Raw genomic sequence first — 13,057 nt, forward strand, 5'->3', positions numbered from 1 at the left:
CGGCCGCCCGCGCGGCCATCTGGTGGCGGGCCCCGCAAACCCCTCCACACCGCGCCAACGGTGACAAACATGCCAAGCGCCACCTTCCCCAACACCCGCCATTGAGTCACGGCGCGAGCGCATGGCGGGGCAGGCGGGGGATGGCGGGGCGTGTAGATGCGCCCGAGGGAATCCGAAGGAGTCGCCGCAGGCGAGGACGAGGATGACAACGGGGAAGTCCGGAGCGAACGCTCCGGACCGCAATCGTAGCCCCGCCATCCCCCGCCTGCCCCGCCATGCGCGTCCCCAGCACCACTTATTCCAACTTGATCCCCGCCTTCTGGATCACATCCCTCCACTTACCCACCTCGCTTCGCAAGAACGCCCCAAACGCCTCCGCACTCCCCGGCTTAGGCTCCGCCCCCGCCGCCACCATCGCCTGCGCCGTCGCCGGATCCGACAACACCTTCACCATGTCCGCATTCACCCGCGCCACGATCTCCCCAGGCGTCCCCTTCGGCGCCAACACCCCGCTCCACGAATACGCCTCATACCCCGGCACCCCGGACTCCGCAATCGTAGGCACCCCCGGCAACATGCTCGACCGCGTCGGATTCCCCACCCCCAACGCCCGCACCTTCCCCATCTTCAGATGCGGCACCGCCGACGGTCCATCGGCGAACATCACCTGCACCTGCCCGCCCAGCAGATCCTGCATCGCCGGCGCGCTGCCGCGGTAAGGGATGTGCTGGATCTTCACCCCCGCCATCGCATTGAACAACTCGCCCGCCAGGTGCGTGCCGCCGCCCGTCCCCGAGGAACTGAACGACAGCTTGCCCGGATTGGCCTTCGCATAGGCGATCAGTTCGCTCACCGAATTCACCGGCAGCGACGGATTCACCACCAGCACGATCGGGAACACCGCCGCCATGCCCACCGGCACGAAGTCGCGATTGATGTCGTAGGTCAGGTCGCCGCGCAGGCTCGGCAGCACCGCGTGGTGGATGGAGGCGAAAAAGAAGTTGTAGCCGTCCGGCTCGGCCTTGGCGGCGAACTGCGCGCCGACGATGCCGCCCGCGCCCGAGCGGTTGTCCACAACGGTCGGCACGGACCACAGGTGGCCCAGCGGCTGCGCCGTGAAACGCGCGGTGGTGTCCACCGGACCGCCGGCCGGAAACGGCACGATGAAGGTCACGGCATGGCCGGGCCAGGTGGCGGCGCGGGCGAAAGTGGGCAGCAAAGTCGTGGCGCACGCAGCGCCCAGCCCCGCGATGACGCGGCGGCGTTGGGGATCTAACAAGGCAGTCTCCTGAGTCGTTCTTGTCGATGGCGCGGCCGCAAGCCACACCGGAACGACGCGGTGCCTTGCCGCCTGCCGGCCCCATTTTTTCTGCTGCCCGCGCATCAGGCGCGGCCGGGGCTTTTTTTATTATTTGCCGCGCGGCCGCTTTTGCCGCTACACATTTTCAAAAGCCCCTCTTTCGCCGCGACGCCACGTTCGCTGATCGGACACTATCGCCGGTCCGATGTGGCGCCGTGACGACGGCCGCGCGCACGTTGCGCCAACCGGGGCCGGACCACCGCGCGTCCTGCCCGCCGCGGCTACTGCCCTCGCGCGGCCCGCTGCACGTGCTCGATGAAGCACTCGGCGAAGCTCGGCAGGTCGCGGCCGCGCTGGCGGCACAGCAGGCGGTCGCGCAGGGCCCACGGGTCGTCCAGCTTCAGCACGTGCAGCGCATCGGGCCGGCTGTAGCGCGCCGCGCAGGCGCGCGGCACCACGGCGATGCCGGCGCCGGCCTCGACCATGCGGCACACGGCCTCGAAACTGCCCACGTGCACGCGCTGGCAGATGCGCTTGCCCAGGCCGCTGGCGATGTCCTCCAGGAAGGTCTGGATGGCGCTGTCGGGATGGATGCCGACGAACTGATAGGCATCGATCAGGTCGGCGAAATGCGCCGATTTCGAGGCCGCCAGCGGATGATCCAGCGCCGTGACCACGGTGAGCTCATCGCGGAACAGCGGCGTCACGTCCAGGCCCTCGACATCGATATTGCCGGCCACCAGCCCCAGGTCGCCGGCGCCCGCGCGGATCGCGATGACGATGTCGCCCGAGATCTTCTCTTCCAGCTCGACATCCACGTCGGGGTTCTCGGCCAGGAAGGTCGACAGCGCGTCCGCCAGGAACGAATTGGTGGCGGTGGTATTGGCCAGCAGGCGCAGCCGTCCCTTCAGGCCGCTGGCGTAAGGCTGCAGGTCGGCGTTCAGGCATTCGAGCTGGCGGAACACCGCGTTGGCGTGCTTGAGCAGCACCTCGCCCGCCGGCGTCAGCGCCACGCCCGTGGCCATGCGCACCAGCAGCCGCGCCTTGAAGGCCTCTTCCATGTGCTTGACGCGCGCGCTGGCCGCGGGCAAGGACAGGAAGGTGCGTTCGGCCGCACGGGTCAGATTGAGCGTCTCTCCCACGTTCAGGAAGAGCCGCAGGTCAGTCAGATCATGTCTCATGTTCCACCACACAGAAGGGGGGCATTTCTAATTTTGAATTCTTCGAATGCCGTCACGAACATACCATGGGGCAACCCCGTAAACCATACGGTTTGACGCGGAACTGTTTCCCAACGCGGCACGCGCCGCGGCATCAGGAGTGAGTCCCCATGAGCGGTATTGTTTCCGGCAAGGTCGTCGTCGTCACGGGCGCGGGAGGCGGCATCGGCCGCGGCATCGCGCTGGCCATGGCGCGGGCGGGCGCCAAGGTGGTGGTCAACGACATCGGCGTCTCGCTGACCGGCGAAGGCGGCGGCGATGGCCCGGCGCACGCCGTGGCGCGCGAGATCGCCGCGGCCGGCGGACAGGCCGTCGCCAACACCGACAGCGTGGCCGCCTACGACAGCGCCAGCCGCGTCATCCAGGCCGCCGTCGACGCCTTCGGCCGCATCGATGCGGTGGTCAACAACGCCGGCAACCTGCGCGACCGCGTGTTCCACAAGATGAGCGAAGAGGAATGGCGTCAGGTCATCGACGTCCACCTGAACGGCTCGTTCTTCATGAGCCGCGCCGCCGCGCCGTATTTCCGCGAACAGGAATCCGGCGCCTTCGTGCACATGACCTCCACCTCGGGCCTGATCGGCAACTTCGGCCAGGCCAACTATGCCGCCGCCAAGCTCGGCATCGTGGCGCTGTCCAAGTCGATCGCGCTCGACATGGCGCGCTACAACGTGCGCTCGAACTGCATCGCGCCGTTCGCCTGGAGCCGCATGACCAGCTCGATTCCGGCCGAGACCGACGAGGAAAAGGCGCGCGTCGAGAAGCTGAAGAAGATGGAAGCCGACAAGGTCGCGCCCATGGCCGTGTACCTGGCCAGCGATGCGGCCAGCGCCATCACCGCGCAGGTGTTCGCGGTGCGCGCCAACGAGATCATGCTGATGAGCCAGCCGCGGCCGCTGCGCAGCGTGCACTACAGCGAGGGCTGGACGCCCGAACTGATCGGCGAGATCGCCGTGCCCGCCATGCGCAAGCACTTCTACGCGTTGGAGCGTTCGCCCGACGTGATCGACTGGGACCCCATCTGAGACCGCCATGCCGCTCGACTACGCAACCGTGAAGCACTGGCGCTTCGACGACGTGCGCCAGCACTACGACGACAAGGACACCATGCTGTACGCGCTGGGCATCGGCCTGGGGCAGGACCCCGAGGACACCCGCCAGCTACGCTACGTGTACGAAAAGGACCTGCGCGCCTTCCCCACAATGAGCGTGGTGCTGGGCTACCCGGGATTCTGGATGAGCGATCCGCGCGCCGGCATCGACTGGGTCCGGCTGGTGCACGGCGAACAGCGGCTGACGGTGCACGCGCCGCTGCCCACGTCCGGCACCGTCATCGGCAAAAGCCGCATCACCCACGTGATCGACAAGGGCGCGGACAAGGGCGCTATCGTGGTCACCGAACGCACGCTGCACGACACCGCCGGCACCCACCTGGCGACCTTGCGGCAAAGCACCTTCTGCCGCGGCGACGGCGGCTTCGGCCAGGGCGACGCCAGCCCCGAGCCGCTGCCCGCCGCGCCGCAGGGCGAGCCGGAGCGCCGCTGCGAACTGCGCATCCCGCCGCAGGCGGCGTTGCTGTACCGCTTGAACGCCGACCGCAATCCGCTGCACGCCGACCCCGAGGTGGCGCACCAGGCCGGCTATCCCAGGCCGATCCTGCATGGGCTGTGCTCGTACGGCGTGGCCGCGCATGCCGTGGTCAAGACCTGGTGCGACTATGACGCCGCCCGCCTGACCCGGCTGGACGCGCGCTTTTCGGCGCCAGTGTATCCGGGCGAGACGCTGCAATGCGATATGTGGCGCATGCCCGACGGGCAGATCCGCTTCATCGCCCGCGCTGTCGAACGCAATATCGTCGTGATGAGCCATGGCGCCGCCGAGGTGCAATCATGACGCGCCCGCCCGCATTGGACGGCATCCGAGTGCTGGACCTGTCGCGCATCCTGGCCGGCCCCTGGTGCACGCAGAACCTGGCCGACCTGGGCGCCGACGTCATCAAGATCGAACGGCCCGGCGTCGGCGACGACACCCGCGCCTGGGGCCCGCCCTTCCTCAAGGACGGCCAGGGCATCGACACCAACGAGTCGGCCTACTACCTCAGCGCCAACCGCAACAAGCGTTCGGTCGAGGCCGACATGGCCACGCCGCACGGCGCCGCGCTGATCCGCGAACTGGCGGCGGTCAGCGATATCCTGGTCGAGAACTTCAAGGTCGGCGGACTGGCCAAGTATGGCCTGGACTACGCCAGCCTGAAGGCCATCAACCCGCGCCTGATCTACTGCTCGGTCACCGGCTTCGGCCAGGACGGCCCGTTCGCGCAGCGCCCCGGCTACGACTTCATGATCCAGGGCATGGGCGGCCTGATGAGCATCACCGGCGAACGCGACGACCTGCCCGGCGGCGGCCCGCAGAAGGCCGGCGTGGCGGTCACCGACATCGTCACCGGCATGTATGCGACGGTGGCGATCCTGGCGGCGCTGCAGGAGCGCCACCGCAGCGGCCTGGGCCAGCACCTGGACATCGCGCTGCTCGACAGCCACGTGGCGCTGCTGGCCAACCAGAACTCCAACTACTTCAACTCCGGCGTGGCGCCGACGCGCGCCGGCAACGCCCACCAGAACGTGGTGCCCTACCAGGTGTTCGCCGCCAGCGACGGCCACCTGATCGTGGCCACCGGCAATGAATCGCAGTACCGCGCCTATTGCGCGGCGATCGGCGCGCCCGAACTGGGCGATGATCCGCGCTTTGCCACCAACCGGCTGCGCGTGGCCAACCGCGGCACGCTGGTGCCCTTGCTCGCGGACATCATGCGCGAGGGCAGGCGCGATGACTGGATCGCCCGGCTGGAAGCGGTGGGCGTGCCCTGCGGGCCGATCAACGACATCGCCCAGGCCTTCGCCCATCCGCAGGCGCAGGCGCGGCAACTGCGCCGCGACCTGCCCCACCCTGGCGGCGGCGTCGCGCCCGTGACCGCCAGCCCGCTGCGCTTCTCGGCCTCGCCGGTGGTGTATCGGCGCGCCCCGCCGCTGCTGGGCCAGCACACCGAGGAAGTACTGCGCGACGTCCTGGGGAAGTCGCCGCAGGCGATTGCCGCATTCGCGGCTGGCCGCGCGGGATAGCAGTCTGATTTCTTGCCATCCCCGCTCGCTTCCTCTGCCCTTGCGCGCCTACATTCACACAATCAAAAAGATCTCCGCATGCACTGACCAGCTTGGTTTTTATTTAAGCCGGGTTGGTCATCAAACGCCGTTTTCGCATTCCTACACTTACCGGCACGTCATTCATCCGTCCGGTAAATGTAGGGCACGTCCATGCAATTCCTGTCTTTCCGAAAGCAGTCTGTTCCCCCCAATCGCCTCACGTATGCGGCGCTGCTCATGCTGGCCCTGAGCGCCGGCGCGGCCTTGCCGGACGCGGCGCTCGCCGACGCGGGCAAGCGTGGCGGCGGCCAGGGCGGGCGGGCCATCAAGAACAGCGCCCTGAGTCCGCTCATCCGCGGCGGCGAAGGCGGTGGATTGGAGGCCGTCGTCGCGGGCGGCGCGGTCGGCGCGGGCGGCAATGCCACCAACAGCCCGGGCACCGGCGGTCTCGCCCCCGCAACCCTCGGCGCCGATGAAACAACCATCACGGTCGACGCGCACGGCCGCAATGGCAGTTGCGCCGCGCCGTGCACCCCCGATGGCCCCGATCATTCCGGCGGCGGCGGCGGCGTCGCCATCCTCGGAGGAGAAAATACCCGCCTGACCGTGGCCGCGGGGGTCGACGTCCAGGGCGGCGCGGGCGCGTTGGGCGCCGACGGGCTGGTCTACGCCGGCGGCGCCCTGCACACGGCCGGCGGCGGCGGCGGCGCCGCGGGCATCGCCGTGCAGTCCGGCACCTTGACCCTGAACGGCAACGTCACGGGCGGCGCGGGGGGCCCCTCTCCGTACCAGCCCGGCGGCGGCGGCGATGGCGTGGTGCTCGGGCATGGCGACATCATCGTCAATGCGCGGATCTCCGGCGGACAAGGCGGCTCGCGCCGTTACTACGGCACCCCGAGATCGGCCAGCGGAGACGGGGGCAGCGGCATATCGATCGGCTCGGGCACCGTCATCAACAACAACGTCGTGCTAGGCGGCCGCCCGGGCGCCGTGGAGGTCCCCGCCGCGGCCACCGAGGGCAAGGTCGGCGTCGCGCTGCGCGCCGGCTCCAACACCACGGTCACCAACAAGCGCCGCTTGAACAGCAGCGGCGGCGCCGCCATCGTGTTCGAAGGCAACGACAACACGCTGATCATGTGGTCCGGCTCCGACATCATTGGCGATGTCCGCTTCATGGGCCAGCGCAATCAACTGGCGCTGGGCAGCGACGACGACGCCCCCACCACGGCGAAGATCTGGAGCGACGGCAATCTCGACTTCGGCACCGATGGCGTCTACACCGTCCGGGTCACGCCCTCCGCGGCGGACCGCCTGGATGTCGTGAATGCCGCCAGGCTCAACGGCGCGGCCGTGAAGGTCAACGCCATGGCATCGGACCTGTACGCCGAGCACACCACCTACACCATCCTGCACGCCGACGGCACGTTCAACGGCACGCGCTTTGGCGACGTGGCGTCCAACCTGGCGTACCTCACCCCCCACACTCAGCTATTCAGACGACGATCAGGACGCCCTGCTGACGTTGGCGCGCAAGGAAGCGCCCGCGCCGCGCCCTCCCGATCCGGCTCCGCCTCCTCCCGATCCGGTGCCGCCGGTGATTGACCCGGCTCCGCCTTCTCCCGATCCGGTGCCGCCGGAAGCGGGCGGCGGCGCCCCGTCGGGATCGATTCGTTTCGCCGATCTGCTCGGCGGGCGCAACGCCATCGCCGCCGCCAATGCGATCGACGGCCTGCCCGACGGGCATGACCTCTACCGCCACGCGCTGAACCTGCCCGAAGGCGCGCCGCAGGCCTTTTTTTCGGCGCTCGCCGGGGAACTGCACGCCAGCGTCCGCCATGCGCTGCCCGGCCTGGACGCCACGATCCGCAACGTGCCCCTGGCGCATCTGCGCGCCAATCTGTCCGCGGGCCTGCGTCCCGGCGAACCGATCGCGGCGGCCGGCCTGAGCGACGCCGCGCCGGCCGCGTCCACGCTGCCCGTCTCCCGCGCCCGGCCGGTCTGGGCGCAACTGATCGGCAACTGGCAGCGCCAGGACGCGACCGATGACACGACCGCCGTCCGCCTGCGCACCACCGGTCTCTTCGTCGGCGCGGACCATGCCCTCGGCGCCGGCTGGCGCCTGGGCGGCGCGCTCGGGTACACCGACAGCCAGTTGCGCACCAAAGGCACGGCAGACCGCGGCGGCATCGACAGCTACAGCGCGCTCGCCTACGGCGGCAAGGCCTTCGAGGCCGGTCCCGGCACGCTCAACCTGATGCTGGGCGCGTCCCATACCTGGCACGACATCGACACGCGGCGGCGCGTCGCCGTCGGCGGCCTGGACCAGACGTTGCGAACCGGCTATCGCGCCAACACCACCCAGGTCTTCACCGAACTGGGCTACACCCTGGCCCCCGGCAGCGGCCTGACGCTCGAACCCTACGCGGGCCTGGCGTGGGCCGGCCTGCGCAGCCGGGCATTCCAGGAAAGCGGAGGCAGCGCCGCGCTCTCGGGCACGCGCCAGGCCACCCGCACCACGACGGCCACGCTGGGCCTGCGCGCCGCCCAGTCGCTGCAGATGGGCCCGCTCCAAGGCAGCGTCACGGCCGGCGCTGGCTGGCGCCGCGCCTTCGGCGATCTGCGGCCGACCTCGACGCTGGCGTTCGATACCGGCTCGGCCTTTACCGTCACCGGCGCGCCCATCGCCCGCAACGCCGCGCTGCTCGAAGCCGGGCTGCAGGCGCAGGCCGGCCGCAATGCGACGGTCGCGCTGAACTACGCGGGACAACTCGGGGCGGGCAGCCGCGACCACAGCGCCACGCTGAGTTGGCGCTGGACCTTCTGACCGCTCCCTTTATCAGACGGCCTAACCGGCCCCAACCCGCGGTTTTGCGCTCCCTGAACCTTATGATGCCGGTCACCCACTGATAAAGGATTCCGCAGGCCGACGGCGGCGTGCCCAGGCGCCAATCCCCTGACTATCCGCTTGCGCCGCTGCCCTGGGCCTGACTGCGCGCCGTTCGCCCGCAGCGTCGCGAACGCCGGCGATCCGAGGTCTTCCGAGACCTCGGCCGCAATGACGCGGCGGAACATTTTCGTTCGAGTTCAACATGCATTGGTTTTCCCTCAAGCGTCTGTTCCGTCGCAAGCGCGACACGCGAAGCGCCGATCTTTACGGCCAGATCGCGGCGATCCACAAGGCGCAGGCGGTCATCGAATTCGACCTGGACGGGCATGTGCTCATGGCCAACCAGAATTTCCTCGACGCCATGGGCTACACGCTTGAAGAATTGCTGGGGCAGCATCACCGCATCTTCGTCGCGCCCGACCGCCGCGATTCGCCTGAATACATGGCCTTCTGGGACAAGCTCAAGCGCGGCGAATACGACGCCGGGCGCTATCGCCGCATCCACAAGGATGGCGGCGACGTCTGGCTGCAGGCCAGCTACAACCCGATCCTCGATGCCGCCGGCCGGCCCTTCAAGGTGGTCAAGTACGCCACCGACGTCACCGAGCAGCAGCGACGCCAGGCGGACACCGAAGGCCAGCTCGAAGCCATCTCCAAGGTGCAGGGCATCATCGAGTTCGAACTGGACGGCGCCATCATCCGCGCCAACGACCTGTTCCTGGACGCCATGGGCTATCGCGAAGACGAATTGCGCGGCCGGCACCACAGCATGCTGGTGTTGCCCGAAGAGGTCCGCAGCCCCGCCTACAAGGAATTCTGGCGCAAGCTGCGCGGCGGCGAATACGACACCGGCCAGTACCTGCGCATCGGCAAGAACGGCCGCCGCGTCTGGATCGAGGCCAGCTACAACCCGATCTTCGACGCCGAGGGGCGGCCGTTCAAGGTGGTGAAGTTCGCCACCGACATCACCAAGCGCTTCACCGCCGCGCAGACGCTGCGGGTGGCGGTCCAGGGCCTGACCGAAAACGCCGAACGCGCCAGCCAGGCCAACACGCTGGCGCGCGACGCCTGCCAGGTCGCCGAGGAAGGCGGCAAGACCGTGGCCGGCGTGGTCGCCACCATGGGCACCATCACCGACAGCTCGCGGCGCATCTCGGAAATCATCGGAGTCATGGATGGCATCGCGTTCCAGACCAACATCCTGGCGCTGAACGCCGCGGTCGAGGCGGCGCGGGCCGGCCCCCATGGCAGGGGTTTCGCGGTGGTGGCGGCGGAAGTGCGCAGCCTGGCCCAGAACAGCGCGTCCGCGGCCAAGGAGATCAAGGACCTGATCACCACCTCGGTCCAGCAGATCGGCAGCGGCGCCGAACAGGTCCAATCCGCCGGCGCCACCATGGAGAACATCGTGACCTCGTCGCGGCGGGTCGCCGAGATCATGGGCGAAGTGGTCGAGGTGTCGCTGGCGCAATCGGCCAAGCTGGGCGACGTGACCGAGGACATCACCCAGATGACGGCCGAGGCGGCGCACGAATTGCAGCGCGCCTACGACGTGCATGACCGGCCCGTGACGGCGCGGCCGACCGCGTCGGCGCGGGCCGCCGCGGCCGGCTCCCCGGCGCCCTCGCAACCGGCGCTGGAGTACGTGCGCTACTGACCTGGATCGAGCCGGCCAACGAAGCCCGCGCAGACGGCGGGCCCCGACACGCGCCGGCAGGGATAAAAAAAACGGGCGCCGTCTCCGGCGCCCGTTTCGCGTTCCTGCCGCCGGCTTACGCCGTGGCGACCGGGATCTTGCCGATCCGGGCCTGCCATTCCTTCGGGCCGGTGGTGTGGACCGAAGTGCCCTGGGCGTCAACCGCCACGGTCACCGGCATGTCCTTCACGTCGAACTCGTAGATGGCTTCCATGCCCAGGTCGGCGAAACCCAGCACCTTGGCGCCGCGGATCGCCTTGGACACCAGGTAGGCCGCGCCGCCCACGGCCATCAGGTAGGCCGAGCCGTGCTGCTTGATCGACTCGATGGCGACGGGGCCGCGCTCGGACTTGCCGATCATGGCGATCAGGCCGGTCTGCTCCAGCATCATGTCGGTGAACTTGTCCATGCGGGTGGCGGTGGTCGGACCGGCCGGGCCCACCACTTCGTCGCGCACCGGATCGACCGGGCCGACGTAGTAGATGACGCGGTTGGTGAAGTCCACCGGCAGCGGCTCGCCCTTGGCCAGCATGTCCTGGATGCGCTTGTGCGCGGCGTCGCGGCCGGTCAGCATCTTGCCCGACAGCAGCAGGGTCTGGCCCGGCTTCCAGCTGGCGACTTCTTCCTTCGTCAGCGTGTTCAGGTCGACCTGCTTGGACTTGTTGTAGTCCGGCGCCCAGTGCACTTCCGGCCATTCCGACAGCGACGGCGGGTCCAGGCGCGCCGGGCCCGAGCCGTCCAGCTCGAAGTGGGCGTGGCGGGTGGCCGCACAGTTCGGGATCATGGCGACGGGCTTGGAGGCCGCGTGCGTCGGGAAGGTGCTGATCTTGACGTCCAGCACGGTCGTCAGGCCGCCCAGGCCCTGGGCGCCGATGCCCAGCGCGTTGACCTTCTCGTACAGCTCGATGCGCAGTTCTTCGAGCTTGTTCTGCGGGCCGCGGGCCAGCAGTTCGTACATGTCGATGTCTTCCATCAGCGACTGCTTGGCCATCAGCATGGCCTTTTCAGCGGTGCCGCCGACGCCGATGCCCAGCATGCCCGGCGGGCACCAGCCGGCGCCCATGGTCGGCACCGTCTTGAGCACCCAGTCCACCAGCGAGTCGCTGGGGTTGAGCATGGCGAACTTCGACTTGTTTTCCGAACCGCCGCCCTTCGAAGCCAGCTGCACGTCGACCTTGTCACCCGGGACAAGCTCGACGTGCAGGATACAGGGCGTGTTGTCGCGGGTGTTCTTGCGGGCGAACAGCGGATCGTCCAGCACCGAGGCGCGCAGGGGATTGTCCGGGTTCAGGTAGCCGCGGCGCACGCCTTCGTCGCACAGTTCCTGCAGGGTGCGCTTGGTGTCGAAACGCACGCCCATGCCGACCTTCAGGAACACGTTGACGATGCCGGTGTCCTGGCACAGCGGGCGCTTGCCCTCGGCGCACATGCGCGAGTTGGTCAGGATCTGGGCCATCGCGTCGCGCGCGGCCGGGCTTTCCTCGCGCTCGTAGGCGCGGGCCAGGTGGCGGATGTAGTCGACGGGGTGGTAATAGCTGATGAACTGGATGCCATCGGCTATCGACTGGATGAAGTCTTCTTCTTTGATGAGGACGGACATGGCGATATGCGATTAACGAAGGGAACGTGAAAACGCGGCCGACCTACCGGCCAGCCGCGCTGGTGAAAGGGTTACTTTTGCCGCCGGGCCGCCCCAAGGCAAAAGAGCCCCCTTGGGGGCAGCTAGCTCGCACTGCGAGCGCGGCGTGGGGGGAGGTTCCCCCGCCGGGCCGCCCCAAGGCAAAAGAGCCCCCTTGGGGGCAGCTAGCTCGCGCAGCGAGCGCGGCGTGGGGGCACCCATTTATTTTCCTTGCCAGACCGGCTTGCGCTTCTCCGCGAAAGCGGTGGCGCCTTCCTTGGCGTCGGCCGACGAGAAGATATGGGCGATCAGCGGACGCTGGCGGCCGAACATCTCTTCCTGGGTCCAGTCGCCGGACTGCGCCACGATGCTCTTGGCGGTCTGCACCGACAGCGGGCCGTTCTCGACGATGGCGCGGGCCAGTTCCAGCGCGCCGGCCAGGGCGCCGCCCGGCTCGGTCAGGCGGTTCACCAGGCCGAAGCCGTAGGCGCGCTCGGCGCCCAGCATGTCGCCGGTCAGGATCACTTCCATGGCGATGTGGTACGGCAGGCGGCGCGGCAGGCGCAGCATGCCGCCGGCGCCGGCCACCAGGCCGCGCTTGACCTCGGGCAGGCCGAACTTGGCGTTGCTGGCGGCCACGATCAGGTCGGACGCCAGCGCCATTTCGCAGCCCCCGGCCAGGGCGTAGCCTTCGACGGCGGCGATCAGCGGCTTTTTCGGCGGCGCTTCGTTCAGGCCGGCGAAGCCGCGGCCTTCGACGTAGGGGCGCTGGCCCGACTTGGCGAAGGCCTTCAGGTCCATGCCCGACGAGAACGTGCCGCCCGCGCCCGTCAGGATGCCGATGCGCACGTCGTCGCGGCTGTCCAGCTGATCCAGGGCGGCGGCCATGGCCTGGGCGGTTTCCAGGTTGATGGCGTTCTTGGCCTCGGGGCGGTTGATGGTGATGATCTGGATGCCGTCGGCGACTTCCACCTTGATCAGGTCAGACATGCGGATGCTCCTTCCGGGGTTTGGGGATGTTGGTTTTATATAAGACTGGTCAACCTGGAATGATACGACCAATGCCCGGCCGCCGCAGGGCGGCGCCCGGGCCGTGTCCGCCTGGAGCACGCCCCGCCCGATATGTAACCGCCAGGATGTAACCGCAATCCCGGGGTCCGGCCCCGAGGCCGCCCCGGGGCAGTTAAAATGCCCGGTTT

At 68.8% G+C, this 13,057-nt stretch carries 10 protein-coding genes; 6 read left to right on the forward strand and 4 right to left on the reverse strand.

The features are described 5' to 3' along the window. Nucleotides 1-295: 295 nt before the first annotated feature. A complete protein-coding gene (locus tag AOZ49_RS05925; RefSeq protein ID WP_054474603.1) occupies nucleotides 296-1,279 on the reverse strand; it encodes a Bug family tripartite tricarboxylate transporter substrate binding protein in 984 nt (327 codons plus the stop codon). 302 nt (nucleotides 1,280-1,581) lie between these two features. Then, on the reverse strand, nucleotides 1,582-2,481 hold the full coding sequence (locus AOZ49_RS05930; RefSeq protein WP_054433573.1) for a LysR family transcriptional regulator: 900 nt from the start codon (nucleotides 2,479-2,481) through the stop codon (nucleotides 1,582-1,584). A gap of 149 nt (nucleotides 2,482-2,630) precedes the next feature. On the opposite strand from AOZ49_RS05930, the gene AOZ49_RS05935 reads away from it, so the two are divergent. From AOZ49_RS05935 to AOZ49_RS33940, 6 genes are all read left to right on the forward strand, one after another. Then, entirely contained in the window at nucleotides 2,631-3,545 is a 915-nt protein-coding gene (locus tag AOZ49_RS05935; protein ID WP_054433572.1) for an SDR family NAD(P)-dependent oxidoreductase, read from the forward strand. Between the two features lie 7 nt (nucleotides 3,546-3,552). Continuing rightward, on the forward strand, nucleotides 3,553-4,413 hold the full coding sequence (locus AOZ49_RS05940; protein WP_054433571.1) for a MaoC/PaaZ C-terminal domain-containing protein: 861 nt from the start codon (nucleotides 3,553-3,555) through the stop codon (nucleotides 4,411-4,413). Then, nucleotides 4,410-5,639, forward strand: coding sequence for a CaiB/BaiF CoA transferase family protein (locus AOZ49_RS05945; RefSeq protein ID WP_054474604.1), 1,230 nt, complete (start codon nucleotides 4,410-4,412; stop codon nucleotides 5,637-5,639). Before AOZ49_RS05940 ends, AOZ49_RS05945 begins: the two co-directional genes overlap by 4 nt. Before the next feature lie 192 nt (nucleotides 5,640-5,831). Further along, nucleotides 5,832-7,262, forward strand: coding sequence for a hypothetical protein (locus tag AOZ49_RS32905; RefSeq protein ID WP_197286703.1), 1,431 nt, complete (start codon nucleotides 5,832-5,834; stop codon nucleotides 7,260-7,262). After that, nucleotides 7,255-8,484: an autotransporter outer membrane beta-barrel domain-containing protein gene (locus tag AOZ49_RS05955; RefSeq protein ID WP_197286704.1), complete on the forward strand. Its 1,230-nt coding sequence runs from the start codon at nucleotides 7,255-7,257 to the stop codon at nucleotides 8,482-8,484. Before AOZ49_RS32905 ends, AOZ49_RS05955 begins: the two co-directional genes overlap by 8 nt. A 265-nt stretch (nucleotides 8,485-8,749) precedes the next feature. Continuing rightward, complete coding sequence (locus AOZ49_RS33940) at nucleotides 8,750-10,201, forward strand: methyl-accepting chemotaxis protein (protein ID WP_054474607.1); 1,452 nt, start codon at nucleotides 8,750-8,752, stop codon at nucleotides 10,199-10,201. 115 nt (nucleotides 10,202-10,316) lie between these two features. Here AOZ49_RS33940 and AOZ49_RS05965 read toward each other — a convergent pair whose 3' ends face one another. Further along, nucleotides 10,317-11,840, reverse strand: a complete 1,524-nt coding sequence (locus AOZ49_RS05965) for a fumarate hydratase (RefSeq protein WP_054433568.1) — start codon at nucleotides 11,838-11,840, stop codon at nucleotides 10,317-10,319. Between the two features lie 240 nt (nucleotides 11,841-12,080). Further along, nucleotides 12,081-12,848 carry a crotonase/enoyl-CoA hydratase family protein gene (locus AOZ49_RS05970; RefSeq protein WP_006393032.1) on the reverse strand — a complete coding sequence of 256 codons (768 nt, stop codon included), beginning with the start codon at nucleotides 12,846-12,848 and terminating at the stop codon, nucleotides 12,081-12,083. Between the last annotated feature and the right edge of the window lie 209 nt (nucleotides 12,849-13,057).

Origin of the sequence: Achromobacter sp. 2789STDY5608615, assembly GCF_001298995.1 — a bacterium.
Classification (GTDB): domain Bacteria; phylum Pseudomonadota; class Gammaproteobacteria; order Burkholderiales; family Burkholderiaceae_B; genus Achromobacter; species Achromobacter insuavis.

Bases quoted from the DNA above. Each gene is read 5' to 3' on its own strand.
- AOZ49_RS05930 (WP_054433573.1), bottom strand. From the start codon at position 2,481: ATGAGACATGATCTGACTGACCTGCGGCTCTTCCTGAACGTGGGAGAG.
- AOZ49_RS05935 (WP_054433572.1), top strand. From the start codon at position 2,631: ATGAGCGGTATTGTTTCCGGCAAGGTCGTCGTCGTCACGGGCGCGGGA.
- AOZ49_RS05940 (WP_054433571.1), top strand. From the start codon at position 3,553: ATGCCGCTCGACTACGCAACCGTGAAGCACTGGCGCTTCGACGACGTG.
- AOZ49_RS05945 (WP_054474604.1), top strand. From the start codon at position 4,410: ATGACGCGCCCGCCCGCATTGGACGGCATCCGAGTGCTGGACCTGTCG.
- AOZ49_RS32905 (WP_197286703.1), top strand. From the start codon at position 5,832: ATGCAATTCCTGTCTTTCCGAAAGCAGTCTGTTCCCCCCAATCGCCTC.
- AOZ49_RS33940 (WP_054474607.1), top strand. From the start codon at position 8,750: ATGCATTGGTTTTCCCTCAAGCGTCTGTTCCGTCGCAAGCGCGACACG.
- AOZ49_RS05965 (WP_054433568.1), bottom strand. From the start codon at position 11,840: ATGTCCGTCCTCATCAAAGAAGAAGACTTCATCCAGTCGATAGCCGAT.
- AOZ49_RS05970 (WP_006393032.1), bottom strand. From the start codon at position 12,848: ATGTCTGACCTGATCAAGGTGGAAGTCGCCGACGGCATCCAGATCATC.